Origin of the sequence: Pseudomonas onubensis (genome assembly GCF_965653655.1) — a bacterium.
Taxonomy (GTDB): domain Bacteria; phylum Pseudomonadota; class Gammaproteobacteria; order Pseudomonadales; family Pseudomonadaceae; genus Aquipseudomonas.
This window is the reverse complement of sequence record NZ_CBFHAZ010000011.1, coordinates 1-25994: the sequence shown is the minus strand read 5'-3', so window position 1 is coordinate 25994 and position 25994 is coordinate 1. Positions and strand designations below refer to the sequence as shown.

Here is a 25994-nt window from a genome sequence, read left to right as displayed (position 1 = left end):
TCGAACCTATTGATCTTTATCAGCGATAATTCAGCTTAAGCGTCTGTAGGAACCTGCTGTTACAATGACGCCCTCTGTGAAATCTGAAATCAGGAGCACACGGTGCCCGTCGTTTTCGTCGCCGCTTCCAAGCTGCCTACCCCCTTTGCCACGTTCACCATGAACGGCTTTCTCGAAGAAGCCACCGGCCGCGAGCACGTTGTGCTCAGCCTGGGGGACATCGCCGACGGCGCGCCAGTGCTGGGCCGCGTGCATTCCGAGTGCCTGACCGGCGACGCCTTGTTCAGCCAGCGCTGTGACTGCGGTTCGCAACTGGAAGCGGCCATGCGCGCCATTGCCCGTGAAGGCCGTGGCGTGTTGCTGTACTTGCGTCAGGAAGGCCGTGGCATTGGCCTGATGAACAAGATCCGCGCCTACGAGCTGCAAGACGGCGGCGCCGATACCGTCGAAGCCAACGAGCGTCTGGGCTTTGCCGCCGACCAGCGTGACTACGCGATCTGCCTGCCGATGCTGGAGCATTTGGGCATCAAATCCCTGCGTTTGATGACCAACAACCCGCGCAAGGTCAAAGCCTTGACCGAGATGGGCATTACCGTGGCCGAGCGCGTGCCGCTGCACACCGGGCAAAACCCGCACAACAAACTCTACCTGGCGACCAAAGCCAGCAAGCTCGACCACATGATGGGCAACGAGCATCAGGGCGAGGTCGACCGAGCGTGACCCGTGGCCAGGTGAAACGGCGACTGTCCTTCAATTGGTGGCAGTACCTGGCCCTGGCATTGCTCCCGCTGTTCGTGCTTAACCTGGTGTTTGGGCAAGCCCAATCCCTGCTTCCTGTGTTGGCCATGCCGTTCTTTATTGCCGGCGTGGCCTCGATGTTTCTGAGCCTGCGTTATTTCCATGGCTATAAACACGCACTGATCGCGACTTCCAAAGCGCTCGATACGCCCGAAGAACCGGCTGCCTGGATCACCCTCGCGGCCCGTCGGCGTGCGGCTTTGCTGGTAGCCGCGCTGCCGGCGTGGATCGGCGCGTTTGCCGTATTTGTCGGCCTGGAAGCGGTGCCACTGTGCCTGCTCGCGTTATCGACGCTGGTGCTGTTCTATCTCTACCGCATTCCGCGTCAGTTGGGATGATGGGTTTTTGGCTGTCGCTTCTGGTGCTGGCATTCAGTACCCAGGCGGTTGCGGTTGAACGTGTCGTGAGCCTGGCGCCGTCTCTCTCCGAAATCGTGGTCGAACTGGGCGCCGCCGACTTGCTGGTGGGCGTGCTCGACGGTGGCGAGCGCCCGGCGGCATTGGCCCAAGTGCCGTCGGTTGGGCAGTACGGCCAACTGAATATGGAGCGTCTTCTCAGCCTCAAACCCGACCTCATTCTGCTCTGGCCCGGCAGTGTCGGCCCGGCCCAGCGCGAGCAATTGCAGCGCCTGAACATCCCCGTTTATGTAGCTGAACCCCATAGCCTTGAGCAACTGACTGCCCAGGTACAAGCCATCGCCCAACAACTGGGTCGCGAAGCGGCGGGGTGCACGCTGGCCGGGCAGTTACGCCAGCGCCTGGCCGAACTACGCCAGCGCTATCAGCGTGCCGAGCCGTTGCGCGTGTTTTACCAGGTGTGGAACCAGCCGCTGTACACCGTGGGCGGTGGGCAGATCATCAGTGATGCGCTGACTGTGTGTGGGGCGCGCAATGTGTTCGATGACCTGAAACTGCCCGCGCCCCAGGTCAGTATTGAGGCGGTGCTGCAGCGTAATCCCGAGGTGATTCTGGCAGGGGATCAGCCGCAACTGGACGAATGGAAGGCCTGGCCCCAGATCAGCGCCGTGGCGCAGAAGCGCTTGCTACGGGTGCCGGACAAGGGATTGGAGCGCCCCAGCGGGCAAATGCTGGAGGCCGTCGCGCGGTTGTGTGAGGTTATTGCGCGTTAGAGTTCCGGCGTCCAGGTCACGCCGAACAACAGCGCCCGGCCTTCTTCCCGGTAGCCATATTGCTGGCCTTGATACTGATACAGCGCCCGGCTGTAGTTTTTGTTAAGCAGGTTATCGACCTTCATGTTCAGCGAAACTTCACGGTTCACTGCCCAGCTGGCGCGAAGCCCCAGCAGCCCGTAACCGCCCAACCGTTGCTGGTTGTTCGGGTCGTCGTAGCTGCTGCTTACCGCTTGCCAACTGGCGCCGACGCCAAACTGATCGAATTGGCGATCCAGATCCAGACTCACCGTGCGTCTGGCGCGGCGTGCCAAGGTACGCCCGGTGTCGCGGTCGCGTGGGTCGATCAACGCCAGCCCAAGGCTGCCCTGCCAACCGAGCAGCTCTTGCTTGAGCGCGGCTTCAAAACCATTGATGCGGGCCGAGCTGACGTTCTGCGGGCCGTCGCTGCCGAACACAATGGCGTCCTGAATATCGGTGCGATACAGCGAGGCTTCCAGGCGGCTGGTGTCGCTGAGCTGGCTGCGCCATTGCAGTTCATAGCTTTTGGAGGTTTCGGGCTTCAGGTTCGGGTTGGCGTTTTTAAAGCCGTATTCGTCCGGGTAGTAAAGGTCGTTGAACGTCGGTGCGCGGAAGCCTTCGCTGTAACTGAACAACAGATCGTTATCCGGGTTCACCGGCAGGGTGAGGGTGCCGCTCCAGCTGTTGTGACCGCCGAATTGTTGGTTCTGGTCGCGGCGCAGGCCCAGTTCGGTGGAAAAATACCGCGCTTCAAAGCGGTGCTGGATAAATGCGGCACGGTTCCAGCGGCTGTCTTCTGCGAGCACTGTGCTGCTGTTGACCCGGTCTTCGTACCAGTCGCCGCCCAGGATCAGGCTGTTCTGGTCATTGAGGGTCAAGTCGTTCTGCCAGTTCAGCGAGTCGCGGTAGGTGTTGAACACGCTGCGGTCGTCGCTGAGCTTATCCAGGGTTTTTTCGCGGTTTTCACTGTGGCCCAGCTCCAGGCGAGACTTCCACGCATCGTTGAGGCGCGCGTCGACATAACTGCTGACGCTGCTGACGGTGAAGTCTGTGTAGGGTTTTTGCTGGAAGCTCTGGTACGTGAGCGAGTCATAGCGACCAAAAGGGTTGTCGAATTCGCTTTTGCCACGGTTATCCAGCACGTTCACGCCAGCGTCGATGTCATCGGTGAAGGCATGGCTCAGGCTTAAACTGATGGCCTGGTTGCGATAGGCATCATGGTCGCCATCGCTTGGGTACGAAGTATGTGTGCGGTTGATCCCTGCCGTGTCATCCAGGCTGGCGCCGAGGCTGAAGCGCGTTTGCTGGTCGCCTCCGGACAGTCCCAAGCTACGTTCCCACGTCAGATTGCTGCCAAAGCCCAGGTGCAGGCGAGGTTGCAGGCCAGAGTCGTTGTTGCGCCGGGTGAAGATCTGAATCACCCCGCCAATCGCATCGCTGCCGTAGATCGCCGAGCGCGAGCCGCGCAGCACTTCTACGCGCTCGATCTGGTCGATGTTGAGGTATTGCAGGTTGCTGGTGCCGGTGGTGGAGCTGCTGATGCGCTGGCCATCCACCAACACCAGGCTCTGGGCGGTGGAAGTGCCGCGCACATACACGTTGGTCACGCTGCCACGGCCGCCACTTTGTGCCACCTGCACGCCAGGCACACGGTTGAGCAAGTCGCTCACGCTGGTGGGCTGCAAACGGTCAATGTCGTCGCGGGTGAACACGCTGTTGGCGGCACTGCTGTCGTTGCGCGCCTGCACCTGGCGGTTGGCGCTGATCACCACGTCGGAGAGTTTGAGCGCGTCGTCGCGCTCGAAGCTGTCGGCCAGCACGTCAGTGGCGGGGAGCAGCAGCAGGGGCAAGGCAAAGCGAAGGCGATTCATGGGCCGTCCATAGCGTTTGAAAATGGCATAAAGCCAATGTGGGAGCGGGCTTGCTCGCGAAAGCGGTGGCACATTCAACATCTTGGTTGACTGACACTCTGCATTCGCGAGCAAGCCCGCTCCCACATTTAGTCCAGGTTTCTACCGGGAGACGGGGTTACAGGCCCAGCAGCGCCATGCGCGCACGCACCGAAGCCTCGATCCCGGCTTCATCCAAGCCACATTCGGCCAGCATTTGCGCCGGTTTGGCGTGTTCCACATACACATCCGGCAAGCCCAGGTGCAGTACCGACTTGAGGATGTTCTCTCGCGCCAGGAACTCACTGACTGCCGCACCGGCACCACCCATGATGGCGTTTTCTTCGACGGTTATCAGCAGTTCATGGCTGGCGGCGATTTCACGCACCAGGGCCTCATCCAGCGGTTTGACGAAGCGCATGTCGACTACGGTAGCGTCGATTTTCTCAGCGACCTTCAGGGCTTCGGCCAACTGCACGCCAAACACCATAAACGCGGTTTTGCTGCCCTGGCGACGTACGATGCCTTTGCCAATCTCGATCGGCTCCAGGTCTTTCTCGATCAGCGCATTCGGGCCATTGCCGCGCGGGTAGCGCACGGCAGCCGGGCCGTTGTACAGGTGCCCGGTGCTGAGCATCTTGCGCAGCTCGTTTTCGTCGCTCGGGGTCATCACCAGCATGCCGGGGATGCAGCGCAGGTAGGACAAATCGAAGCTGCCGGCGTGAGTCGGGCCGTCTTCGCCGACCAAACCTGCGCGGTCGATGGCGAACAGCACGTCGAGGTTCTGCACCGCCACATCGTGAACAAGCTGGTCATAGCCGCGTTGCAGGAAGGTGGAGTAGATCGCCACCACCGGCTTGGCGCCTTCACAGGCCATGCCGGCGGCGAAGGTCACCGCGTGTTGTTCGGCAATCGCCACGTCGAAGTAACGCAGCGGGAAACGCTCGCTGAACGCCACCAGGTCGGAGCCTTCCTTCATCGCCGGGGTAATGCCCACCAGGCGTGGGTCGGCGGCGGCCATGTCGCACAGCCATTCGCCAAACACGCCGGAATACTTCGGCCCGCTGGCTTTTTTCGGCGCAGCGGCGGGCGCATCCACAGGTTCGAGCTTGGTGATGGCGTGGTAACCAATCGGGTCGACTTCTGCCGGAGCGAAGCCTTTGCCTTTCTTGGTGACGATATGCAGGAACTGTGGGCCCTTGAGGTCACGCATGTTGCGCAGCGTGGCGATCAGGGTCGGCAGGTCATGGCCGTCGATCGGGCCGATGTAGTTCCAGCCCAGCTCTTCAAACAGTGTGCCGGGCACCAGCATGCCCTTGGCATATTCTTCGGTACGCCGGGCAATTTCCCACGCGCCGGGCAGGCGCGAGAGCACCTTCTTGCTGCCTTCGCGCATGCTGGCGTAGGTGCGGCTCGAAAGGATTTTTGCCAGGTAATTGGACAGGCCACCCACATTGCGCGAAATCGACATGTCGTTGTCGTTGAGGATCACCAACATGTTGGCGTCCACTTCCGGCGCGTGGTTCAGTGCCTCAAAGGCCATGCCGGCGGTCAGCGCGCCATCACCGATCACCGCGATCGCCTTGCGATCGCTGCCTTGCAGGCGGGCGGCAATCGCCATGCCCAGCGCGGCGCTGATGGAGGTGCTGGAGTGGCCGACGCCAAAGGTGTCGTACTCACTTTCGGAGCGGCGCGGGAAGGCGGCCAGGCCGTCCTTCTGGCGCAGGCTGCCCATGCGCTCGCGGCGGCCCGTGAGGATTTTATGCGGATACGCCTGATGGCCCACGTCCCACACCAGCCGGTCGTCCGGCGTGTCGAACACGTAGTGCAAGGCGATGGTCAGCTCGATGACGCCCAGCCCGGCACCGAAATGCCCACCGGTCTGGCCGACCGTGTAGAGCAATTCCAGGCGCAACTCATCGGCCAGGGTTTCCAGCTCGGCTTCACCCAGTCGACGCAGGCCGACCGGCGTGACAGCACGGTCGAGCAGGGGCGTGGACGGGCGCTTGCGGGGAATCTCTTGAAACGTCGTGGGCATCAGGCGAATCGTTATAGGTATAGAAGAGGCGGCAGTTTACCTCAAGCGGTGCAAACTGCCCACGCAGGGCGCCGAACTTGGCCGATATGCGGCGCGAAAGGCCGCGGTTATCAGTGGCGGCGTTCGACGATATACCGCGCCAGGTCGCGCAGCGGCTCGGCTGCCGCGTCGAAAGGTCGCAGGGCATCCAGGGCCTGGTCACGCAATTCCAGGGCGTAAGCCTTGGCAGCATCAAGGCCCAGCAACGCCGGATAAGTCGGTTTGTCCCGGGCGATATCCGCGCCTTGGCGCTTGCCCAGGGTGGCGGTGTCACTTTCCACGTCGAGGATGTCGTCCTGCACCTGAAACGCCAGGCCGATGGCCCGGGAATAGGTCTGCAGGGCCGCCAATTGCGCAGCTTCGGCGCGGCCACTGGCCAGGGCGCCCAAGTGTACGGCGGCTTCGATCAGCGCGCCGGTCTTGTGACGGTGCATATGTTCGAGGGCTTTTTGGTCGAGCTTGAGGCTGACCGAGCCCATGTCGATTGCCTGCCCGCCGACCATGCCAGCCGGGCCTGCGGCCATGGCCAGGGCCGTGACCATGCGCAGGCTGATCTCGGCATTCACGCTGTTCAGGCGCGGGTCCAGCAAGGCGCTGAACGCCAGGCTCTGCAAGCCGTCACCGGCGAGGATCGCGTAGGCTTCGTCAAAGGCTTTATGGGTGGTGGGCTGGCCGCGACGCAGATCGTCATCGTCCATGGCCGGTAAATCGTCATGCACCAGCGAATAGGCATGAATCAGCTCAACCGCACATGCCGCGCCATTGGCCTGCTCGGCCGGCGCGCCCAGGGCTTCACAGGCCGCATACGCCAGCAACGGGCGCACACGCTTGCCGCCATTCATCACGCTGTAGCGCATGGCTTCATACAAGCGCTGCATTTGCGCGCTTGGCGCCACGAACAAGGGTTCGAGCGCCGCGTTTACCCGGGCTTGGCTGCTGGCCTGATACGCGTCGATCATTCGGGTTGTTCCGCATCGAAAGGTTCTTCGGCCAACTCCCCGTCACGCTCCAGCAACACTTGTACCTTCTGCTCTGCCTGCGCCAGCGCGCTCTGGCAGTCGCGCGTCAGGCCGATGCCTTGCTCAAACGCCGTCAACGAGTCTTCCAGCGACAACTCGCCGTTCTCCAGACGCTCAACCAGAGTTTGCAGGTCGGCGAGGGATTGTTCGAAATCGAGTGCAACTTTTTTGCGGGCCATGGCGGCTAATCCGGTAGACGGTAAACCGGCGCGACACTAGCAGACATGGGGATTCTGGGCAAATGAGCGGGGCTGTCACTTGTCTGCCGTTGAGCCGAATAAAACGCTTATTCGGCTCATTTCGTGAGCCGATTAGGCATTTTATTCGGCTCAGCGCATACCGGAGCATTGCCCCTGTGCGTCCTTGAGCTGCGCTTCAAATGCCATCAACCCGGCCTGCATTTTCTGCAGCCCGGCAATCTGCCCGGCCAGTTCGCACTTCTTGCTGGCGATGGCCTGGTCTGCCCGCTCCCAAGGCAACACATCGCCCTCGTGCCCGTGCAAAATTCCCTGCAACTCCTTGAGCTTGAACCCCAGCTGCTGCGCGCATTTGATCAGCGTCAGCAACTCGACATTCTGCGCCGAGTAAACCCGATAACGTCCCGCGCGCTGTGGCGCTGGCAGCAGGCCAATTGCTTCATAATGACGAATCGCCTTGATGGTCGTGCCCGACAACTGCGCGGCTTTGCCGATGTACATGAAAACTCCTTTTTTCAAATAGTGCGCCGACCTGTTTCAGCCACTTGTCGCGCTGCGTTGCTGTTGATTCCAGTACAGGTCCGAACATCAGCGTCTTGGTCGGCTTGATGCCGCAAAAGGCCAGGGTCGTGCTGTGCATCTGATGAATGCCCGGCATGCGATAGACCCAGCGGTAATACCACGGCGGCGTATCCAGGGTCACCAGTAAATGGGCGGTGCGGCCCAGCAGCAACTTATCCGGGAATGCCTTGCCCTTGCGGTATTTGAAGGCAAAACCGGGTAGGAAAATCCGGTCGATAAAGCCTTTCATCAACGCAGGGATGCCGCCCCACCAGATCGGGAAAACCCACGCCAGATGAGTCGCCCAGAGGATATCGGCTTGGGCGTTGACCAAATCGGGTTCCAAGGCTTGGGGCTGGGTGTAGCCGTTATGCAGGACCGGGTCGAAAGCCAGTTCGCCCAAGCGCAGGACGCGGACTTCGTGGCCGGCGATTGTAGCCGCCTCAATGTAGGTGCTTGCGATGGCTGAGCAGAAACTGGTACTGGAGGGATGGCCGAGAATGAGCAGGATGCGCTGAGTCATGGTGACGGAGCCTGAAAGTGGGTCTTTCAGCGTAGGGTGTGCTGTATAGGGGAGAGTCAAGGCGTGGCGTTGCAATGCGCCGATTTGCAAAGGCCAGCAGGACGTTTCTGTGATCTGTGCAAGGCCCTTCCTGAACCGTTTGCGGCCCCTTGTGACAGTAAAAACCACTGACTAGCCTGTGCCCTTCCAGTCAAGAGTGAAACGGGCATGAGTGAAACCTCTATCGGCTTGATCACGCCTCCTGTGGGCTACAGCGACTGGCTGAGCGACCTTAAACTGCGCATCCATACGGCCCAGCAGCGAGCGACGCTGGCGGTGAACCGCGAACTGGTGCTGCTTTACTGGCAGATCGGCCACGATATTTTGACCCGCCAGGCCGCGCAGGGTTGGGGCAGCAAGGTGGTTGATCGCCTTGCCCAAGACTTGCGCGCGGCCTTCCCCAAGATGAAGGGTTTTTCGCCGCGCAACCTTAAATATATGCGCGCTTTTGCCGAGGCGTGGCCAGACGCAGAGTTTGTGCAAGGGGTGCTTGCACAATTGCCTTGGTATCACCAACTGGCCCTGCTGGACAAACTGCCCGGCCCCGAAACGCGCCGTTGGTATGTCGCCCAGGCAATCGAACACAACTGGTCACGTAACACCCTCGTGATGCAAATCGAGCATCGCCTGCTGGAGCGCAGTGGCAAGGCCGTGAGCAATTTTGAACATCATTTGCCCAAACCCCAATCCGACCTGGCGCGCGAATCGCTCAAGGATCCTTATCGCTTCGACTTCCTTAGCCTGGCTTTGGATGCGCAGGAGCGCGATATAGAAAACGCGCTAATCAAGCACGTCACCGACTTCCTGCTCGAGTTGGGCGCCGGTTTCGCCTTTGTCGGGCAGCAGGTGTTGCTGGATGTTGGCGGTGATGAGTTTTTCGTCGACCTGCTGTTCTATCACCTGAAGCTGCGCTGCTATGTAGTGATCGAACTCAAGACCGGCAAATTCAAACCAGAACACCTCGGCAAGCTGAGTTTTTACCTGTCGGCAGTGGATGCCCAGCTTAAACACCCGCAGGACGGGCCCACCATCGGCCTGTTGTTGTGTAAAAGTAAAAATGAAGTGGTGGCTGAATATGCATTGCGCGACAACAACCGGCCGATCGGCGTGGCGGAATATCAGTTGGTGGAATCTTTACCGGCAGAGCTACAAACCAGTTTGCCAAGCATTGAGCAGATTGAGCGGGAGCTGGCGGGTTAGGTGCGTTTAACCGTTACAGCCTGCCGTTCAGGCAGGCTGCAAACGTTGAACGGATAAAATCAGGCCCTTTCCTGCTTGCCCGCATCCATGTCCGTGCTACCCCAAGGCCGCCAGTCATCGGTATGTCGTTCACTGCCATGGGGCCCGCTGGAGCTGGTGCCGCCGGCCAGGAATTTTTCCCACAGGTTCTTGCTGTCGGGGTCGCTGTCCTTGTGCAAGTGGGGCGCCAGCCGTGCCAAGGAGCTGCCTTTTTTGTCTTCGGTTTCCTTGAAGTGTTTCCATTCGTCCGACTGGTACTCGAACATCGATTTGTCGTCCGGGGTGTCGCGGCCGCCGTACATATAGGTGGCATAACGCGCGTATTCGAGCTTGTCGCCCCAGTCGTCCTTGGTTACGCCGGCAGCGGCGAGGTCTTTGAAAAACTTGCCTTGGGAGTCTGTGAGTTTTTGCATTTTGGCATGCTCGACCGCCTCTGCGATCAAGGTGCCTGCCACCCCGAAGATCACACCGGCCACGGCGAAAACCGGGCCCGCAATACGGGCGCCGATGGCCAGCCCGCGTACCACGGTGGCGGCAACATCACCGGCCAATTTGCCGGCCAGGTGCGCGCCTTTTGGGGCGAACATCGCGATGGTATTGGCAATCGCCATACCGGTACCGGATGCACCACCGCCCAGGGTGAAGGCCGCGTCGGTTTTTTCCAGTGCGGTCTTGGCGTTTTTGAGTTTGCGTGCGCCGGAAACGATGTCCATCACGCCACCGGTCAAATCCAGGCCGGCGCCGCCCATAAAGCGCAGAAACGAGCGCCCGGAGGCGATGGCAATCTCGGATTTTGACGCCGGGCTACCTTTGCCGGGAATGTCCTTGACGCCCATGTGTTCGCCAAGGGATTTGGCGGCGTTGTCGTACTCCTTGACCTCATCGGCCGACAGGTTGCCCACGTCGAGTTTCTTGAGGGTTTCGGACGACTCTTTGACCCGGGTGCTGATAGAGGCGGCCAGTGCGTCGGATTTTTCGGTGGATTTCTTGCCCCAGATATCCGGCAGGTTCTCGTCGATCAGCCCCAGCCATTCAGTGGCTTTGATTTTTGCCGGGCCTTTGCCGTCTTTATCCACGTCAGGTTCATAGGGTTTAGTGCCACCCAGGGTTTCCACAATGTTCGAACCGAACTTGAGGAAGTCGTTGGTAAAGCTCAAGCCGGCGACCAAGTCTTTGGCGGCGGCAATTTTCTGGTCGTCGGTCATGTTGCCGCCGCCATTGGCCAACTGCAGGGCGCCGCTGACCAGGTTCATCGTGCCCGCCATGGCACTCAGCCCGCCGGTGGAACTGGCGGTGTGCAACACCGTCTTCAGGGAGCCGGCGGCCGCCTCGCGATTGGCGCCCAAGCCCTTCAATTGGGTGTCGACCACCTTGTCGATAGCTTTCGGGTCGCCGCTGGCCGCAGCCAGGCGAATGGCCGCTGCGATCTGTTTGTTTTCTGCCGGGCTCAGCCCTTTGATATGGCCGTCGAGGATGTCGATCTCATCCTTCATCTTTTTGTACATGTCGTAGGCTTTGTCGCCCTTGTCCAGGCCACCGAGGGCGGCGTTGATGCCGCCCTTGATCATCGTGAACGAGGCTTTCAACCCGCTTTCGGCATTTTCCGGCGAAACCTTGTCGGGGTTCTCCATGTAGGTGTTGAGCTGGTGCGTCATCATGTTCTGGTCGAAGGTCTGACGACGTGCGGTGTAGCTGTCCGGCTCAAGGATGCGCAGCGACTCAAAGTAACGGTCTACATCGAGTTCGGCGGTTTCCGACTTTTTCGGATCGCCGGAGTCGTTCATGGCAATCACATACTCTTCAAAGTTCAAGTTGGCATCACGCGTGCCGTCTTTGAACAGTGCCGGGAACACTTGCTCGCGAACTTCATTCAAGCGATCTTCCGACAAGCTGCCGACACTTTTCTTAAGTTCTATGTCGTAACGGTCTTTAATGCCTTCTTTGCCCATGAGTGTGGAAATTTCTTTGGCGAGTTTGTCCTCGTCGACCATCTCCTTGACGTCCCTGCCGTTCAACTTGGTCGGGCTCTTATCCGTTTCACGGTAGGTGCCGCTGCCCAGGTTGATACTCTCGGCGTAGCCGTACAGGTCATAGCCACTGTCGAGTGCGGCCTGGGCGTCCATCAGCTTGACGATCTTGGCTTCATCCGAGTCCTCGGTCAGCTTGCCGCTCTTGATGTCATCGCGGATGCCCTGCACAAAGTTCTCGGCCGTCTGGCCGCCCACGGTCTTGTCGTTGGGCAACTCCATGTCCATCAGCCCTTCTGCGCCGAAGGTGGGGATGTTGTATTTGTCGCGCAGGGCCTGCACGTCCTGTGGCTCATCGGGCGGCGCGGCCTTGTCGGAATGGGTTGCGTCCTTGACGTGCATCAGGTCGCCCTTGAGGCTTGAGTAGCCGTACTTGCCGAAATCCTGCAAGCGGCCGGCCTCGGTACCGTGCCGGGCTTCTTTGTCTTTGGTGAAGCCATCAATGCTGTCGTTGTCTTTGTTGCGGGCGTCATAACCGGTCAGCAACTTGCCGTTTTCATCGATGCTGACCACATGTTCCAGCACCTGGGTAGCGCGGTACGCGGCGTCGGCGTCGGTCTCGAAGTCGCCCACTTGCTTCTTGAGGTTGTCCTTCACATCGCTCTGGTTGCCGAGGTTTTTCAGCAGGGGCGTGGCGTCGATAATCTCTTTTGCCGAACGCGTGTCACCGTCGGGGCGCTTCTGTTTGTCGCCCAGGTCCGACTTGACCACTTCGCCGCGCAGGCTCGAATACCCGTATTTGCCAAAGTCCTGCAAACGGCCCGCCTCGGTGCCATGCCGGGCTTCGCCGTCCTTGGTGAAGCCGTCGATGCTGTGGTTGCCGACCTCCTTGCCATCGGTGAGCTTGCCGTCTTCGTCTATATATTCCACGTGCTCCAGCACCTTGGACGCGCGATAGGCGGCATCTGCGTCTTTCTCAAAATCACCGACCTGCTTTTTAAGGTTGTCCTTCACTCCACTTTGGTTGCCCAGTTGGGCGAGCAGGGGCGTGTCATCAATGATTTGCTGGGCCGAGCGCGTGTCACCTTCGGGGCGCTTCTGGCCTTTGCCCAACTCATCTTTGGGCGCGGCGGCGGCTTTTTTTACGGACTTTTCCCAGGCAGCGACAGAGCTCTTATTAGTGACCGCGGCGTCCTTTGGGGTCGTTTCTACCTTCGCTACCATGGTTATTCTCCTGATGTAAGTGTGGCCCGGCTGCCATTAAAGCGCGCAGGGCCGTACAACTTCCTGGTTAACTAACCGAGGCTGTTTATTTGATAACAAGAGGGCGGCCTTAGTTGGGTGGCCGCTGTGCATGAATGCTGTGAACTGTAACGTTACGCAGCAATGTCACAGAACTTAGCACGGAGTTTTGGCTGATTCGCAACGCCTTCACAACAATTCACAACGCCAAGATGATTTCGGAACATTTATGCAGTAAGGCCAGCGCCTGAAAAAAAGCCCGATGTGCGCGGTACGCTTGCGCTAGAGCATGGTGAGCTATGTATGGGCGCGTCAACAACGGCCATTTAACCGTTCATCAGATTTGAAAAAGGAGTCTTAGCCTAAGCATGGCGCTCCTAGGCCTTGCGGGAAAAGTGATACAAAAAATCTCACGCGTGAGCTATTGAGCCTGACGAAAATAGCGCGTAGATTTTCTCACGCGTGAGATTTTCACAACGAGGTCAGTACCATGAAAAGCAGCTCTCCATCGAGCCCGCCCGCAGAGCCCGATACCGATTCGGCAAACCGCAAGGGAGAGCGCTTGAAACCGCCGGTTAAAAAGCCGTCGAGCTTTTACATGAAGCAGATGCGCGCGGGCCTGGCGGCCGCCGGTTATGTGAAACACGAGACTTGGGTGCTTCCCGAAAACCGAAGCCTGCTCAAGCAAATGGAGAAACAGCTTCGCCAACCGATTCTGGCTGGCTCATTTATGTCGGAGAATTTCATGAGCGCAGGTACCAACTGGAACATCGACCGCCTCTTCAGCGCGCTTCAGGCCCTGGACGAAGTGGTCGCCAAAGACATTACGCTTTCTCTGGTTCAAGGTTCCGAGTCCAGCATCAAGCTGGAAATGAACGACTTCGGTGGCTTGCCGATTTACATCGCGGTGGTGGGCGAGCAGATCATCGTCGATACCGTGCTGGTTGACGTCGAGTCGATCAAGGACGTAACGGCCTTCAATGACGCCGTGCTGCGCAGCCGGGAAATGTTCCCGTTGTCGTCGATCGGCATCGAGTCCATGCCGAACGGCCAAGTTGTTTACAACATGTTTGGTGCGCTGAGTTCCGACTCCAGCCTGACCAACATCGTGACCGAGGTGAAAACCCTGGTCGATAACGTGCAGCGCGCGAGCGAAGCCTTCGAACGTTTCTTCAATTAAGTATTCAGGAGTATCCAATGAGTCAGTCCATCTGGAGCAAATTGTTCACCGCGCTGCGTGGCGGTGCCAGCGAAGTCGGCGAATCGATCGTCGACCAACAGGCCCTGCGCATCCTTGATCAAGAAATTCGCGACGCCGACACCGCACTGGCCAACGCCAAGCGTGAGCTGGTGAGCATCATGGCCAAGCACAAGCTGGCGGCGGATCGCGTGGGCGAGTACGACGCCAAGATCAAAGACCTTGAGTCCAAAGCGATGGCCGCTATCCAGGCCAACCGTGAAGACCTGGCCCTGGAAGTGGCAGAAGCTATTTCGACCCTGACCAACGAGCGTGACGCCGAGCAAAAGCAGACCGCCGAGTTCGGTGGCTACGCCGACAGCATGCGCAAGGACATCACCAAGGCCGAAAGCCGGATCAAAAGCCTGCGCCAGCAAGTGGACATGGCCAAGGCCCGCGAAAGCGTGCAAAAGGCCCAGGTCAGCGCGTCCGTCGCCAGCGGCGGCGCCAACGGCAAGCTGGAAACTGCCGTCGGCACACTCAACCGCCTGCAGGCCAAACAGCAGCAACGTGCCGCTGAACTGCAAGCCCAGGACGAACTGGCCGAGGCATCGACCGGCACCGACCTGGAGCGCAAACTGCGCGACGCCGGCATCACGCCGGACACCGGCAGCGCTAATGCGATTCTGGAGCGCCTGAAGCAAAAGTCAGCTGAGTAAACAACGCCGAAGCAGGCCGGGCAGTTAAGTCAGCGAAATGCTCAAGGCAGCGAAGATCAAATGTGGGAGCGGGCTTGCTCGCGAAGGCGTCAGCCCGGCAAACATGGATGTTGACTGACCCACCGCTTTCGCGAGCAAGCCCGCTCCCACAGGGGGCTTGCGCTTAGCCGAGCGGCAATAAGGTCTGCCCTTCTTTTTTACCTCGAGGTCAGGATGGACGCCCTGAAGGGTTTCAAGACAATCGCAGGGCTGGCCGTGTTCATGGTCGCGCTGCAACTGCTCAATGTGGCCACCGGCTACAGCCTCATGGCATTCGGGCTGATTCCGAGGACCATGCAGGGCCTGTTCGGCATCCTCACCTCGCCGTTTCTGCACGCCTCCTTTGCCCACCTCAGCGCAAACCTGATCGCCTTTGTGGTGCTGGGCACCCTGGTCATGGCCGAAGGGCTCAACCGATTCGTCACCGTGAGCGCGATCATTATCCTGCTGGGTGGTTCGCTGGTCTGGCTGTTCGGGTTTAGCGGCGTACACGTCGGTGCCAGCGGCTGGGTCTTTGGGCTATGGGCCTACCTGTTGTCACGCGCCTGGTTCCACAGGAGCTGGAGCAACCTGTTAATCGCAGGTGTCGTGGCAGTGTTTTATGGCGGGTTGATCTTGGGGTTCCTGCCGCGCCAGGGTATTTCCTTCGAAGGGCATCTGTTTGGTGCGTTCGCCGGATTTATTGCTGCCAAGGTACTTCTCTCTGCACCGCGCAGCAGGTTTAATGCCGGGTGAACGCACTTGAGCCTACAGACGCTGAGGCGATGGCGTCATCAGGATTCAAGTACCCAGGGAGCCAGGGACGAAATGTCGATTTTCCTTTTGTTGCGCATGTACGCCTCCTCGCTCTTTCACCGCTTCGGCTGGGCAGGCTTGATCATTGCCCTGGGCGTACACCTGAGCACGGCTTACCTGGGCCTGGTGCTGTTGGGCGAACAACATCTCACTGCCCTCGCCACGTTTATCTACTTCTATCTCACCACCACGCTCACCGTCGGCTACGGCGACCTCGCCCCGCAGACCTCGGCAGGGCGCATTTTCGTGGCGGCCTGGGTGATGCTCGGGGGCATTGCGCTGCTCACAGCGGCTATCGGCAAAACCACCAGCAGTGTTATCGATGCATGGAGAAAAGGCATGAAGGGCAAAGGTGATTTCACCGGAAAGGTCGGCCATACGGTGCTCATCGGCTGGGAAGGCGCGTCCAGTGAGCGGGTCATTGAGTTGTTGCTTCAGGACGAAACCTCGAACGACAACCTGATCGTGATTTGCGATTGCACCCTCGAAGAAAACCCGATGCCGGGTAAGGCCGCGTTCATCCGCGGTGAAAGCCTGTCCTCCAGCGCGCTGTTACTGCGTGCCGGTGTGCCCGGTGCCGAGCGTGTGCTGGTGCGAACCCCGTCTGACGACCTGACGCTGGCCACGGTGCTGGCGGTGAATCAACTGAGCCCCGTCGGCCATGTGGTCGCCCACTTCAATGAAAGTGAAATTGCCGCACTGGCCAGCTCCTACGCTCCGCGCCTGGAGTGCACGTCCAGCATGGCGATCGAAATGCTGGTGCGCGCCTCTCAGGATCCGGGCTCATCCGTGGTCATCAATGAACTGTTGTGCGTGGGGCAGGGCGCCACTCAATACCTGATGAAATTGCCCGAGGCCTTCGAAGCCACCTTCGGCGATCTGTACACCCGGATGAAAGAACACCACAACGCCACCCTTATCGGCTATCGCGCCAAAGGTGCCCAGCAACCGTCGATCAACCCGCCCAGTGCCACGCGCGTTGAAGGCGGCGAGCTCTTCTACATTGCCTCCACCCGCCTCAAGGAAATCTCCAATGGGATGGTTTAAACAGTTGATGGGGCTCGAGGCCCCGAACGCGAATCCACAATCGAACCGGCCCGCCGCCGAACCCGTGCCCACCACCGGGCCGCTGGGCCTGGCGCCGGGCAAAGGCGTGATGTTCGACACCACCCTGAAATTGCTGCTCGATGGGAAAACCTCGGTGGTTATCCCTGGCTCCCAGGAAATCTGGGCCAACGGCACCGTTGATCTCGGGCAGTCGACCTGGCTGTCGCGCTACTACATGAACGACGAAGATTACTGGCTGCAGGTGCACACCACCGGCGACATCGCCGGGCAAGTCGAGTCGGTGATCCTGTTTAACTACTTAAGCTATGTCACCATCAGCAGCGAAGCGGAACTGCGTCGGCTGGCAGGCCCACAAAGCTTGATCGGGCTGCCGACCTACACCCACAACGGCGTCGAGTACGCCCGCGTGTGGGGCGGCGAAGCCGGCCAGACCGAGCTGGTGGCGATGAGCGAGCGCGTGATAAACCCGGAAGATGCCTACAACGTCGAGCACCGTTCGATGCTGTACGCCCGCGACACCGGGTTGACCGATCGCCGCGAGTTCCTGCTGTTTTCCGTCGAAGAAGATGCCGAGGGTGGCATCAGCCTGAGCACGTCGCTGGGCATTTCGCTGTACACAACCGACCTGACTGCGCTCTAAAAAAGGAAGCCATCCATGCTAGAAGCTCTCTCCATCTCCCTGAACAAAGCCGCTGTGCTCGGCTTTGTCATCTACATCCTGGGGGCTGCGGTGCTGTTCGCGCTGTTCCAGTTCATCTACACCCGCATCACCCCGCACAAGGAGTTCGAACTGATCCGCGCCGGCAATGTTTCGGCGGCGGTCGCCCTGGGCGGCGCGATCATTGGCTTCGCCATTCCGGCCAGTAACGTGATTGCCTACTCCATCAGCCTGCTGGATTTTGTCGTCTGGTCGGTGATCGCCGCCGTCGTCCAACTGCTGGCATTTCTGCTGACCAGCCTGGTGCTCAAAGGCACGTCCGAGCGCATCAAGAATGGCGAAGTTGCGGCCGGCATCTACGTGGCCGCCGTGGCTATCAGCGTCGGCATGCTGAACGCCGCGTGCATGACGCCCACCCAGTACTGATTGCGCACGGAGCTCTCGATGAAACGAAGCAAGTACGTCCAGCTGTCGCTGGCAGCGTCGGTCGCCATGGCGATATCCGGCTGTGGGCCGACCGAAAAAACCTACGATTTGCAGAAAAAGTACAACTTCCAGTCGGTCCAGCAATGCGCCGATGAAAAGCTGCCGGTCGACGTCTGCTCGGACGCCTACATGACCGCCATGGCCGAGCACCGCCGCATTGCGCCGGTGTACGACAGCCAGACCGATTGCGACGCCGACTTTGTCGCCGACTGGTGCCAGCAAGACTCCATCGGCAAGTTCATCCCGAGGCTCGGCGGTTTCGAACTGACCGCCGAAGGCCGGGTGACCCAATCCCAGGTCGACGCGGCCAATGCCCAAGTCGCCGGCTCGCAAGCCAACAGCGGTGGCTCTGGCTTCTCCACCAGCAGCCTGCTCACCGGCCTGTTGATCGGCAACATGCTCAGCAGCAATCGCAACAGCTACCGTTCCGAGCCGGTGTACCGCTACCGCGATGATCGCGGCAATTACGGCAACTCAACGCTCAACCAGCGCGTCTCCAACGGGGCAACCTTTGGTCGTTCCAACCAGGCCCGATACGGCAGCAGCAATTACTCCAACACGCTGCGCTCCTCCAGCAAGCCGGTGAACGTCGCATCCTCCACCTCCCGTGGTGGTTTTGGCAGCAAAGCCAGCGCCCGCAGCGGCTGGGGCGGCGGTGGTTCGAGCAGTTAAGGAAGCCAGGCCATGAAGAAGATCCACTGCGCAGAACGTCATGACTGGAAACAGACCGCCGACAGCCTCGGCTTCCTGTTCCACACCATCGACGGCGAACCCTACTGGGACGAAAGCGCGTACTACCAGTTCACGCTCGCGCAAATCGAGCGCGACCTCGAAGACCCGACCACCGAGATCCATGACATGTGCATGGACCTCGTGGCCCGCGTGGTGCACAACGAGGAGCTGCTGGAGCGCCTGAGCATTCCCGCGCCGTTCTTCGACATGATCCGCACCTCATGGCTCGAAGGCCACCCACACCTGTACGGGCGCATGGACTTTTCCTACAACGGCAGCGGCCCAGCCAAACTGCTCGAACTCAACTACGACACACCCACCAGCCTCTACGAAGCAGCGGCGTTTCAATGGGGCTGGCTTGAGCAATGCATCGAACGCGGCCTGCTGCCCAAGCACGCCGACCAGTTCAACAGCATCGACACCAAGCTGCACCAGGCCTTCGCGCAACTGCAACTGAACCAGCCGTTCTACTTCGCCTCGATGAAAGACTCGATCGAAGACAAAGGCACCACCGACTACCTGCGCCTGGTCGCCGAAAAAGTCGGCATCGAGTCCCGCCACATCGACATCGAAGACATCGGCCTTACCAGCGAAGGCCGCTTCGTCGACATTGAGGATCGCTGGATTCCCCACCTGTTCAAACTGCACGCCTGGGAATTCATCTTCCACGAACCCTTCGGCGCCGCGATTGCCCAGAGCGACACCCAGTTTTTCGAGCCAGCGTGGAAAGCCATCCTCTCCAACAAAGGCATCCTGCCGCTGCTGTGGGAGTTCAATAAAGGCCACCCGAACCTGCTCGCCTCCCACCTGGACACCGACCCCGGCAAAGCCGTGCCAAAGGGCTGGGTACGTAAACCGTTCTTCTCCCGCGAAGGCGCCAACATCGAACTGCAAACCGCTGAAGGCCTGATCGTAAAAGAAGACGGCCCCTACACGGACGCGCCGTTTATCCTTCAGGAATTCGCGCCGCTGCCACGCTTTGGTGACAGCTACACACTGATCGGCTCATGGGTCATCGCGGATCAAGCCGCAGGCATCGGCGTGCGCGAAGACAACAGTTTGATCACCAAGGACTCAAGCCGGTTTCTACCGCACCTGATCCTCGACTGAGCCACCCCGATCGCAAAGCAACAAAGATCAAATGTGGGAGCGGGCTTGCCCGCGATGACGGTATGTCAGTCACCAAATGCATGACTGATCCACCGCCATCGCGGGCAAGCCCGCTCCCACAGATTAAAGCCGCTCAACCTCAGCCCTGACGCGCTGCCAGCACCGAATAGCTGTTCATCAAGTTCCGATAGTTAGGAATCCGCTGCGACAACAAATTCCCCAGCCCCTCAATATCGTTGCGCCAGTCACCCTGCAACTCACACGCCACCGAAAACCAATTCATCATCTGCGCCCCCGCTTGCACCATCCGGCTCCACGCCGCCTGCTGCACCGTCGTATTAAACGTGCCCGACGCATCCGTCACCACAAACACCTCAAACCCCTCTGCCAGCGCCGACAACGTCGGGAACGTCACACACACATCCGTCACCACACCCGCAATGACAATCTGCTTACGCCCAGTCGCCTTGACTGCCTTGACGAAATCCTCGTTATCCCACGCATTAATCTGACCAGGGCGAGCGATGTACGGCGCCTGCGGGAACATCTCCTTCAACTCCGGCACCAACGGGCCGTTAGGGCCTTGCTCGAAACTGGTGGTGAGAATGGTCGGCAGGTTGAAGAACTTGGCCACGTCCGCCAGGGCCAGCACGTTGTTCTTGAACTCATTGGGGGAGAAGTCCTGCACCAGCGAGATCAGGCCGGTTTGGTGGTCGATCAGCAGAACAATGGCGTCGTCTTTGTTCAAGCGGCTAAGGGTTGGAGTGCTCATGGTTGAAGTCCTTTTTTGGTTGGGTTGGTTTGGCGTTGCGTTCAACATGGGTACAGATTAATGGGTGGATTGCGGGGGATAAATCGGGTGTGGCAGGTAATACTGTCAACTAGAAGGTGACAATGGTTGGATGGCCAGCAGTACGGATCCCTTTCATTTGCAGGACGTTTCCTAGAGAATCCCAGCCGCTTGCGTCAGCAAAATCTCGCGACTAGGCTGCGTTCCGTCACTGCTTTTTCAGTGATCGGGTTTAGTCGCCCGGACTTCGCTAGGCGCACGCGCCATCCCAAAGCCAGGTGTTTTCTCACCTGCACTTTATGGTGGCTGTGCGCAGGGCACCTTCGGGTGCGCCGGTGCCTAGCGGCCGGTCGACTAACCTGCGTACAGCCGCCACCTCTGCTCGTTTAGTCGCGAAAGGACGGTGGTAGTCACTTACTGCTAGAGGTTTTCTATGGATAACAAAGTTTCGGATTCGCCCTCATCGGCTGCGACCAAGCCTTTTACTGTTAATGAAGAACTGAGCTTTGAAGATGCCTGGGTGCGCGTAGCCGAGCTGTTGCAGTGCGCGGTGGCTACGTCGCAGGCGCTTGGTGAACCGCTGGGCGCGCCGCATCGGGCGGTGATGCATTTGGTGGAGATGGCGAAGATGGTGGCGGATCGGGCTGTGGAGTGTATGCAGCCGAAGTAAGACACGTCGCCTGTTCAGTCTTCACCGTTCAGGCGACTCAATACTCAATGTCCTTCAGTACGGCTCAGGCGTACGTCTTGAAGTCGTTGCTGTCGCGAATCAGTAGCTGCATCAGCTTGGGATGAATGAAGAGCTTTTCCTTGCCAACCTGAACCTCCTGTAGAACGCCAATGGACACTAACTCTTTGAGGTAGCGAGAGGCGGCCTGGCGTTGAGCGATCTGCTTATCGACGACGTTGCTAATGCGGCAGTAGGGTTGCTCGAAAATCACATCCACTAATTCGCGGGTATAGGTTTTTGGCAGACGTTCGCGAACAAACTGGCTTGTGTGCTCGGATAGGCTGCGAATGGCGGCAATTTTGGCACTGGTCCAGCGGGCGGTTTCTTCTACGGCGGTGAGCATATAAAGCAGCCAGGGCTCCCAGGCTTGCTCGCGGGTCACATCAAGTAGCAGTCGGTAGTAATCGGCTCTATGCGCAATGATGAAATGGCTAAGGTAGAGAATCGGTAGATTCAGCAGACCTTCCTGAATCAGATACAGGGTATTGAGTACCCGGCCGGTACGGCCATTGCCGTCGGTGAACGGGTGAATGGCCTCGAATTGATAGTGCGCCACGGCCATTCGTACCAAAGGATCGAGGTCTGTCTCGTTGTGTAAAAAACGTTCCCAATTGGCTAGCAAGTCGCGTAAGCGATCTTCGCCCTCTGGTGGCGTGTAGATGATCTCGCCGGTGCGGTCATTGGCTAGCTGGACGCCTGGTACACGGCGAATGTCCATGTTCACGCCTTTGAGCGTGCGACAGATTTCTACTGCCGTGCCTGTGGAGAGTGGGCGCTGAGCCAACGATTGGTAACCGTTATGAAGAGCCTTGCGGTACCGCAGGGCTTCTTTGGTCGCGGGATCTGCATGGTTGGCCCCATCCTGGGCATGCTGGAAGAGCAAGTCCGTGGTGGTGACGATACTTTCGATCTCGGAGCTGTCTTTGGCTTCCAGCAAGGGGATGGTATTGATCAGCATCGTTTGGTTAGGGATCAGCTCGGCAGCTTGTTTCAATTCGGCCAAGGCTGCGCGGGCTTCAATGCAGCGTTTGAGTACTGCCCGGGTTTCCAGCTGTGCTGACGGCGGTAGTGGCGGAAGCTGGTTGTAAGGCTTATCGGCTTGCCATGGGAAATGATGTGTTGTCATGGATGAAAGTGTGTCCACGAGGTTCATTTATTGGCGAGGTCGCTTTCATAAGCGCCCTCTCATGGCGTCAGTGTAAGCATCTAGGCGTCATGTGTCGCTATTTTGCGATTTTTGCGACATGTCTTGTTCTTGTGTCGCTGGCGACGACACTTTAGCTATGTGCCAACCAGCTAGGCGGCTATTAATTGAGGCGCGCGCTTTAGAATAGAGTTTTTGCGGAGGAAGGGTGATAGCACGCACCGTGCCTACTTGCCGCAGCAGGTACCAATGTGTTTTTGAGGTTAAAAAAGGGCATTAAAAAGCCGGCTTGTGGCCGGCTTCTCGGGGACTGCCTCAGCTTGTTTTTGACAAACCTCACCAGCCTTCAAATCGCTCAGCCCACGTCGAGTCGGGCTGAATAGTAGGGGCATCCGCGGGAACTCCTCCGCATCGCCAGGCAGGATAGGTAGCGCAAAGCCACCCCCTGCCAAATGTGGGCGGCATTCTACCCACATTCACCTCATATGCCTACATCCGGGTCCGATTTAGAGCCTTCCCAGCCCAGCAGGTGTTCGTCCAGCGGCACCGGTCTGCGGTTGTTGAGGGTGGACCACCAGAACACCCAGCCGACGATCTCGAAGTTCTGTTCAAAGCGTTGTTCGTGGGTGAGGTATTCGTCCGGGTGTTCGTTGGCGTTGTGGCTGCGCATGCGCAGGCCGCCGCCCGGGCGGTTGTAGAGGTATTTGATGCGGAGCATGCCGTCGTGTTCGACGGCGTAGATTTCGCCGTCGGTGATTTGGCTGCGGCCGCGGTCGATGGCGAGGGTGGCGCCTTGTTGGATGATGTCGATCATGCTGTTGTCGACCATGTAGGCGCCTACGGCGCGGTCGGGGTTTACGTTGAGGGCTTCGAGGGTGTGCAGGGAGACGCGGATGCGCTCGGTCGAGGTGAATGTGGGGTGGAGGGGGATCTCCACGTCGATTTTTTCCGGGAGACGGGCGGGGCCCGTGAGGTACTTGCCGCTTTCTTCGCGGGTGGCGATGCCTTTCCTTGGGTCCGGGCCTTCCAGCAGGAAGTTGGCCGGTGGGTGTTTGAGGCCTTCGCCGGTGCGCAGCCAACGGCTGGAGACGCAGAGCAGTTCTGCGATCTCGTTGAGTCGGCCCATGGGCACGCCGCGCTTGAACCAGTTGTTCACGTGTTGAGGCGTGACACCACGGTTCTTGGCGAAGTCGGAGGCGGAAAGATGAACTTCCCGCAGTAACGCTTTTAGTCGATCACCTGATGTATTCATAAACGCAGAGTTTACTGGCCGGAAAAATACATCAAATAAACTATGCGTTGAGTTTCGCGTGTAGGGATTTGCTTAGTTGTAGTCTGATATTTCAGTTATCTAACCTTATTAAACGTTTGGAATTAAACATTGAACTTGGCGTTTAATTTTTCCCACAAAAAAAGCCCCGAATCATCGGGGCTTTTTTTGATTGCCAGGGCAATGAGGAGCGGGTGTCAGCCTTTGTAGGCAGCAACCGACTTCATGATCTCGGCGCGGGCGGCGTCTGCGTTGCCCCAACCGTCGATCTTCACCCATTTGCCTTTTTCGAGGTCTTTGTAGTTCTCGAAGAAGTGCTTGATCTGTTCCAGCAGCAGTGGCGGCAGGTCGGTGTATTCCTTTACGTCCACGTACAGCTGGGACAGCTTGTCGTGTGGCACCGCGATAACTTTGGCATCGCCGCCGCCGTCGTCGGTCATGTTCAGGATGCCGACCGGGCGCGCGCGAATCACCGAGCCTGGGGTAACCGGGTAAGGGGTTACTACCAGCACGTCGAGGGGGTCACCGTCGTCAGCCAGGGTATTAGGGATAAAACCGTAGTTGGCCGGGTAGAACATCGGGGTGGCCATGAAACGGTCAACGAACAGGCAGTCGCTGTCTTTGTCGATTTCGTATTTGATCGGCGCGTGGTTGGCCGGAATTTCGATGGCGACGTAGATGTCGTTCGGCAGGTCTTTGCCAGCCGGAATCTTGCTGTAGCTCATTGGGCGGTGCCCCCGTAGTTGGCCATGAAACATGGCCGGATTGGCCTAAAAGTGGCGGCGATTATAGGCATATTCTGACGCCGATGCCATGCGTCAGACGTCGTGTGGCGCCAGCGGTTCAGTCTGGTAACGGGCATCGCTGGTTTGCAGTTGGTGCAGACGGGCCAGCGGGTCCTGGCGATAGAAGCGGCTCAGTTGCGCGTACACCTGGGGATAAGTACCGACCAGTAAATCCGGGGCACTGAAAAAATATTCGCTGGTGACGGCAAAGAATTCCGCCGGGTTTTCGGCGGCGTAGGGGTCGATGTCCGTTTCGGCGTCCGGGTTGGCATCCAGCTGGCGGTTGAGGTCGTCAAAGGCGCTTTGCATCACGCTGGCCCATTCCTGCACGCGCATGTCGTGGTGCAGCGGCGGCAGGCCGTTGGCGTCGCCGTTGAGCATGTCCAGCTTGTGCGCCAGTTCATGGATCACCAGGTTGTAGCCTTCCCACTGGCCGCTGGCCAATACGCCGGGCCAGGCGAGGATCACCGGGCCTTGTTGCCAGGCCTCGCCGCTGTGTTCGCCGTCCCACTCGTGCTCGACGCCGCTGGCATCGCGATGGCGCTGGGGGCTGAGGAAGTCGTCGGGGTACAGCACGATTTCGTGAAAACCCTGATACCAGTCGAGGTCGCCCAGGTTCATCAACGGCAATTGTGCCTGGGCGGCGAGCAGCAGGCGCTGTTCCTGATGCAGCTCGACGCCGGGCAGGGCGGTGAGGTGCTTTTCATTCAGGAACACCACGCAGGCTTCGCGCAGCCACTGGTCCTGCTCGGCGCTGATGCCGTCGAGGAAGGTCAGGTGATGGCGCACCCGCTGCCAGGTGTCATCGGCAATCGGGTGCTTGGCCAGCAGGCGCCGGCGACGCCAGGCGCTGAGGGACCACATTGGCGGTTACTGCGGCTTGGCTTCGGAGCTGCGGCCAAACCGGCTGCGGAACACGCCGATGATCATCGGCACCAGCGACAGCAGGATGATAAACACCACCAGCAGCGAGAGGTTCTTTTTGATAAACGGCACGTTGCCGAAGAAGTAACCCAGGGTGACCAGGCCGCCAACCCACAGGATGGTGCCGAACACGCTGAACCCAAAGAAGCGCGGGTAAGGCATTTTGGCGATACCGGCCACGAACGGTGCAAAGGTGCGCAGGATCGGCAGGAAGCGCGCCAGGGTCACGGTTTTGCCGCCGTGCTTGTCGTAGAAGTCGTGGGTTTTTTGCAGGTAGTCGCGGCGGAAAATTTTCGAATTCGGGTTGCTGAACAAGCGTTCCCCGGCCGTTCGTCCGATCACGTAGTTGGTACTGTCGCCGAGGATGGCTGCCAGCATTAGCAGGCCGCCCAGCAGTACTGGGTCCATGCCGCCGCCTGCGGCGATGGCGCCGGCGATAAACAGCAAGGAGTCACCGGGCAGGAAGGGCATGACCACCAGACCGGTTTCACAAAAGATAACCAGGAACAGAATGGCGTAGATCCACACTCCGTAGTTTCTTACCAGCATGTCGAGGTACACGTCGAGATGCAGGATAAGGTCGAGCGGGTTGAAATCCATGGATGGCACCTGTGTGAATGGCCCGGCTCAGCAGGCCTGTGCGGAAGCTACGGGTAAGTTAGGCTACAAGCTTATGTCGCGATTCTTACAGCTCTGAGAGGTCCGCATTATACGGATTGAGAGGTGAAAAGCGTGTTGGTTTTGTAGCGGGGAGTGTCGCTGGAATCAAGGCTATACAACGATCCAAATGTTGCTTAGATGTAAATGTGGGAGCGGGCTTGCTCGCGAAAGCGGTAGGTCAGTCGAATCTTTATTAACTGATACAC

General features: G+C 59.1%; 26 protein-coding genes. 13 read left to right on the top strand and 13 right to left on the bottom strand.

Translation table 11 applies throughout. The annotated features are described in order from the left end of the window. The first annotated feature begins 102 nt into the window (after window positions 1-102). From ribA to ACTD9P_RS06085, 3 genes are read left to right on the top strand one after another with little or no spacing between them, the layout of a single operon-like run. Window positions 103-720, top strand: a complete 618-nt coding sequence (gene ribA / locus ACTD9P_RS06095; RefSeq protein WP_438867047.1) for a GTP cyclohydrolase II — start codon at window positions 103-105, stop codon at window positions 718-720. After that, window positions 717-1136: an MFS transporter gene (locus tag ACTD9P_RS06090; RefSeq protein ID WP_438867046.1), complete on the top strand. Its 420-nt coding sequence runs from the start codon at window positions 717-719 to the stop codon at window positions 1134-1136. Before ribA ends, ACTD9P_RS06090 begins: the two co-directional genes overlap by 4 nt. Further along, window positions 1133-1927, top strand: coding sequence for a cobalamin-binding protein (locus ACTD9P_RS06085; RefSeq protein WP_438867045.1), 795 nt, complete (start codon window positions 1133-1135; stop codon window positions 1925-1927). The genes ACTD9P_RS06090 and ACTD9P_RS06085 overlap by 4 nt, the downstream gene beginning before the upstream one ends. On the opposite strand, the gene ACTD9P_RS06080 is transcribed toward ACTD9P_RS06085, so the two are convergent. The 6 genes from ACTD9P_RS06080 to ACTD9P_RS06055 all read right to left on the bottom strand — a co-directional run bounded on the left by ACTD9P_RS06080 (window position 1924) and on the right by ACTD9P_RS06055 (window position 8214). Continuing rightward, window positions 1924-3819 carry a TonB-dependent receptor domain-containing protein gene (locus ACTD9P_RS06080; protein ID WP_438867044.1) on the bottom strand — a complete coding sequence of 632 codons (1896 nt, stop codon included), beginning with the start codon at window positions 3817-3819 and terminating at the stop codon, window positions 1924-1926. The two genes, ACTD9P_RS06085 and ACTD9P_RS06080, sit on opposite strands and share 4 nt — an antisense overlap. 157 nt (window positions 3820-3976) lie before the next feature. Beyond that, complete coding sequence (gene dxs, locus ACTD9P_RS06075; RefSeq protein ID WP_438867043.1) at window positions 3977-5875, bottom strand: 1-deoxy-D-xylulose-5-phosphate synthase; 1899 nt, start codon at window positions 5873-5875, stop codon at window positions 3977-3979. 110 nt (window positions 5876-5985) lie between these two features. Next, on the bottom strand, window positions 5986-6873 hold the full coding sequence (locus ACTD9P_RS06070) for a farnesyl diphosphate synthase (RefSeq protein WP_438867042.1): 888 nt from the start codon (window positions 6871-6873) through the stop codon (window positions 5986-5988). After that, window positions 6870-7112 (bottom strand): exodeoxyribonuclease VII small subunit, encoded by a 243-nt coding sequence (locus ACTD9P_RS06065; RefSeq protein WP_003176346.1) that lies wholly within the window; start codon window positions 7110-7112, stop codon window positions 6870-6872. The genes ACTD9P_RS06070 and ACTD9P_RS06065 overlap by 4 nt, the downstream gene beginning before the upstream one ends. Before the next feature lie 150 nt (window positions 7113-7262). Beyond that, a complete protein-coding gene (locus ACTD9P_RS06060) occupies window positions 7263-7631 on the bottom strand; it encodes a MerR family transcriptional regulator (protein ID WP_438867041.1) in 369 nt (122 codons plus the stop codon). After that, the gene (locus ACTD9P_RS06055; protein ID WP_438867040.1) at window positions 7570-8214 is read right to left on the bottom strand and encodes an NAD(P)H-dependent oxidoreductase; all 645 of its coding nucleotides are present in this window, start codon (window positions 8212-8214) and stop codon (window positions 7570-7572) included. The genes ACTD9P_RS06060 and ACTD9P_RS06055 overlap by 62 nt, the downstream gene beginning before the upstream one ends. Window positions 8215-8421: 207 nt before the next feature. Here ACTD9P_RS06055 and ACTD9P_RS06050 point away from each other — a divergent pair, with 207 nt between their 5' ends. Then, on the top strand, window positions 8422-9453 hold the full coding sequence (locus tag ACTD9P_RS06050) for a PDDEXK nuclease domain-containing protein (RefSeq protein ID WP_099547563.1): 1032 nt from the start codon (window positions 8422-8424) through the stop codon (window positions 9451-9453). A 59-nt stretch (window positions 9454-9512) separates the two neighbouring features. Here the strand turns inward: ACTD9P_RS06050 and ACTD9P_RS06045 are convergent, their stop codons facing one another. Next, window positions 9513-12683, bottom strand: a complete 3171-nt coding sequence (locus tag ACTD9P_RS06045) for a type III effector HrpK domain-containing protein (RefSeq protein ID WP_438867039.1) — start codon at window positions 12681-12683, stop codon at window positions 9513-9515. 616 nt (window positions 12684-13299) lie between these two features. Between ACTD9P_RS06045 and ACTD9P_RS06040 the strand changes: the two genes are divergently transcribed. The 8 genes from ACTD9P_RS06040 to ACTD9P_RS06005 all read left to right on the top strand — a co-directional run bounded on the left by ACTD9P_RS06040 (window position 13300) and on the right by ACTD9P_RS06005 (window position 19485). Further along, window positions 13300-13881, top strand: coding sequence for a YjfI family protein (locus ACTD9P_RS06040; RefSeq protein ID WP_438867038.1), 582 nt, complete (start codon window positions 13300-13302; stop codon window positions 13879-13881). A gap of 17 nt (window positions 13882-13898) precedes the next feature. Continuing rightward, window positions 13899-14597: a PspA/IM30 family protein gene (locus tag ACTD9P_RS06035; protein WP_438867037.1), complete on the top strand. Its 699-nt coding sequence runs from the start codon at window positions 13899-13901 to the stop codon at window positions 14595-14597. A 213-nt stretch (window positions 14598-14810) separates the two neighbouring features. Then, the gene (locus tag ACTD9P_RS06030; protein ID WP_438867036.1) at window positions 14811-15371 is read left to right on the top strand and encodes a rhomboid family intramembrane serine protease; all 561 of its coding nucleotides are present in this window, start codon (window positions 14811-14813) and stop codon (window positions 15369-15371) included. A gap of 72 nt (window positions 15372-15443) precedes the next feature. After that, window positions 15444-16478 carry a potassium channel family protein gene (locus ACTD9P_RS06025; RefSeq protein WP_438867035.1) on the top strand — a complete coding sequence of 345 codons (1035 nt, stop codon included), beginning with the start codon at window positions 15444-15446 and terminating at the stop codon, window positions 16476-16478. Beyond that, window positions 16465-17139, top strand: coding sequence for a DUF2491 family protein (locus tag ACTD9P_RS06020; protein WP_438867034.1), 675 nt, complete (start codon window positions 16465-16467; stop codon window positions 17137-17139). Before ACTD9P_RS06025 ends, ACTD9P_RS06020 begins: the two co-directional genes overlap by 14 nt. 15 nt (window positions 17140-17154) lie before the next feature. Beyond that, window positions 17155-17583, top strand: a complete 429-nt coding sequence (locus ACTD9P_RS06015) for a DUF350 domain-containing protein (RefSeq protein ID WP_056861936.1) — start codon at window positions 17155-17157, stop codon at window positions 17581-17583. An 18-nt stretch (window positions 17584-17601) separates the two neighbouring features. Continuing rightward, entirely contained in the window at window positions 17602-18315 is a 714-nt protein-coding gene (locus ACTD9P_RS06010) for a DUF1190 domain-containing protein (protein ID WP_438867033.1), read from the top strand. Between the two features lie 12 nt (window positions 18316-18327). After that, window positions 18328-19485: a glutathionylspermidine synthase family protein gene (locus tag ACTD9P_RS06005; protein ID WP_438867032.1), complete on the top strand. Its 1158-nt coding sequence runs from the start codon at window positions 18328-18330 to the stop codon at window positions 19483-19485. Between the two features lie 139 nt (window positions 19486-19624). On the opposite strand, the gene ycaC is transcribed toward ACTD9P_RS06005, so the two are convergent. Continuing rightward, entirely contained in the window at window positions 19625-20257 is a 633-nt protein-coding gene (ycaC, locus tag ACTD9P_RS06000; RefSeq protein WP_099547568.1) for an isochorismate family cysteine hydrolase YcaC, read from the bottom strand. Between the two features lie 451 nt (window positions 20258-20708). On the opposite strand from ycaC, the gene ACTD9P_RS05995 reads away from it, so the two are divergent. After that, a complete protein-coding gene (locus ACTD9P_RS05995) occupies window positions 20709-20945 on the top strand; it encodes a DUF6124 family protein (protein WP_438867031.1) in 237 nt (78 codons plus the stop codon). 64 nt (window positions 20946-21009) lie between these two features. On the opposite strand, the gene fic is transcribed toward ACTD9P_RS05995, so the two are convergent. From fic to ACTD9P_RS05970, 5 genes are all read right to left on the bottom strand, one after another. Then, the gene (gene fic / locus ACTD9P_RS05990) at window positions 21010-22131 is read right to left on the bottom strand and encodes a protein adenylyltransferase Fic (RefSeq protein WP_438867073.1); all 1122 of its coding nucleotides are present in this window, start codon (window positions 22129-22131) and stop codon (window positions 21010-21012) included. Between the two features lie 499 nt (window positions 22132-22630). Continuing rightward, a complete protein-coding gene (locus ACTD9P_RS05985; RefSeq protein WP_438867030.1) occupies window positions 22631-23401 on the bottom strand; it encodes a LexA family transcriptional regulator in 771 nt (256 codons plus the stop codon). A 215-nt stretch (window positions 23402-23616) separates the two neighbouring features. Beyond that, window positions 23617-24144 carry an inorganic diphosphatase gene (ppa, locus tag ACTD9P_RS05980; protein WP_003176323.1) on the bottom strand — a complete coding sequence of 176 codons (528 nt, stop codon included), beginning with the start codon at window positions 24142-24144 and terminating at the stop codon, window positions 23617-23619. A gap of 93 nt (window positions 24145-24237) precedes the next feature. Continuing rightward, window positions 24238-25068, bottom strand: a complete 831-nt coding sequence (locus ACTD9P_RS05975) for a M90 family metallopeptidase (RefSeq protein WP_438867029.1) — start codon at window positions 25066-25068, stop codon at window positions 24238-24240. Window positions 25069-25074: 6 nt separating this feature from the next. Beyond that, complete coding sequence (locus tag ACTD9P_RS05970; protein WP_056861943.1) at window positions 25075-25728, bottom strand: DedA family protein; 654 nt, start codon at window positions 25726-25728, stop codon at window positions 25075-25077. Between the last annotated feature and the right edge of the window lie 266 nt (window positions 25729-25994).

Coding starts and splice junctions, on each gene's coding strand:
- fic (WP_438867073.1), bottom strand. CDS start 22,131: ATGACAACACATCATTTCCCATGGCAAGCCGATAAGCCTTACAACCAG.
- ACTD9P_RS06080 (WP_438867044.1), bottom strand. CDS start 3,819: ATGAATCGCCTTCGCTTTGCCTTGCCCCTGCTGCTGCTCCCCGCCACT.
- ACTD9P_RS05970 (WP_056861943.1), bottom strand. CDS start 25,728: ATGGATTTCAACCCGCTCGACCTTATCCTGCATCTCGACGTGTACCTC.
- ACTD9P_RS06020 (WP_438867034.1), top strand. CDS start 16,465: ATGGGATGGTTTAAACAGTTGATGGGGCTCGAGGCCCCGAACGCGAAT.
- ycaC (WP_099547568.1), bottom strand. CDS start 20,257: ATGAGCACTCCAACCCTTAGCCGCTTGAACAAAGACGACGCCATTGTT.
- ACTD9P_RS06005 (WP_438867032.1), top strand. CDS start 18,328: ATGAAGAAGATCCACTGCGCAGAACGTCATGACTGGAAACAGACCGCC.
- ACTD9P_RS06085 (WP_438867045.1), top strand. CDS start 1,133: ATGATGGGTTTTTGGCTGTCGCTTCTGGTGCTGGCATTCAGTACCCAG.
- ACTD9P_RS06055 (WP_438867040.1), bottom strand. CDS start 8,214: ATGACTCAGCGCATCCTGCTCATTCTCGGCCATCCCTCCAGTACCAGT.
- ACTD9P_RS06010 (WP_438867033.1), top strand. CDS start 17,602: ATGAAACGAAGCAAGTACGTCCAGCTGTCGCTGGCAGCGTCGGTCGCC.
- ACTD9P_RS05995 (WP_438867031.1), top strand. CDS start 20,709: ATGGATAACAAAGTTTCGGATTCGCCCTCATCGGCTGCGACCAAGCCT.
- ACTD9P_RS05985 (WP_438867030.1), bottom strand. CDS start 23,401: ATGAATACATCAGGTGATCGACTAAAAGCGTTACTGCGGGAAGTTCAT.
- ACTD9P_RS06035 (WP_438867037.1), top strand. CDS start 13,899: ATGAGTCAGTCCATCTGGAGCAAATTGTTCACCGCGCTGCGTGGCGGT.
- ACTD9P_RS06050 (WP_099547563.1), top strand. CDS start 8,422: ATGAGTGAAACCTCTATCGGCTTGATCACGCCTCCTGTGGGCTACAGC.
- ACTD9P_RS06025 (WP_438867035.1), top strand. CDS start 15,444: ATGTCGATTTTCCTTTTGTTGCGCATGTACGCCTCCTCGCTCTTTCAC.
- ppa (WP_003176323.1), bottom strand. CDS start 24,144: ATGAGCTACAGCAAGATTCCGGCTGGCAAAGACCTGCCGAACGACATC.
- ACTD9P_RS06065 (WP_003176346.1), bottom strand. CDS start 7,112: ATGGCCCGCAAAAAAGTTGCACTCGATTTCGAACAATCCCTCGCCGAC.
- ACTD9P_RS06045 (WP_438867039.1), bottom strand. CDS start 12,683: ATGGTAGCGAAGGTAGAAACGACCCCAAAGGACGCCGCGGTCACTAAT.
- dxs (WP_438867043.1), bottom strand. CDS start 5,875: ATGCCCACGACGTTTCAAGAGATTCCCCGCAAGCGCCCGTCCACGCCC.
- ACTD9P_RS06040 (WP_438867038.1), top strand. CDS start 13,300: ATGAAGCAGATGCGCGCGGGCCTGGCGGCCGCCGGTTATGTGAAACAC.
- ACTD9P_RS06015 (WP_056861936.1), top strand. CDS start 17,155: ATGCTAGAAGCTCTCTCCATCTCCCTGAACAAAGCCGCTGTGCTCGGC.
- ACTD9P_RS06030 (WP_438867036.1), top strand. CDS start 14,811: ATGGACGCCCTGAAGGGTTTCAAGACAATCGCAGGGCTGGCCGTGTTC.
- ACTD9P_RS05975 (WP_438867029.1), bottom strand. CDS start 25,068: ATGTGGTCCCTCAGCGCCTGGCGTCGCCGGCGCCTGCTGGCCAAGCAC.
- ACTD9P_RS06060 (WP_438867041.1), bottom strand. CDS start 7,631: ATGTACATCGGCAAAGCCGCGCAGTTGTCGGGCACGACCATCAAGGCG.
- ACTD9P_RS06070 (WP_438867042.1), bottom strand. CDS start 6,873: ATGATCGACGCGTATCAGGCCAGCAGCCAAGCCCGGGTAAACGCGGCG.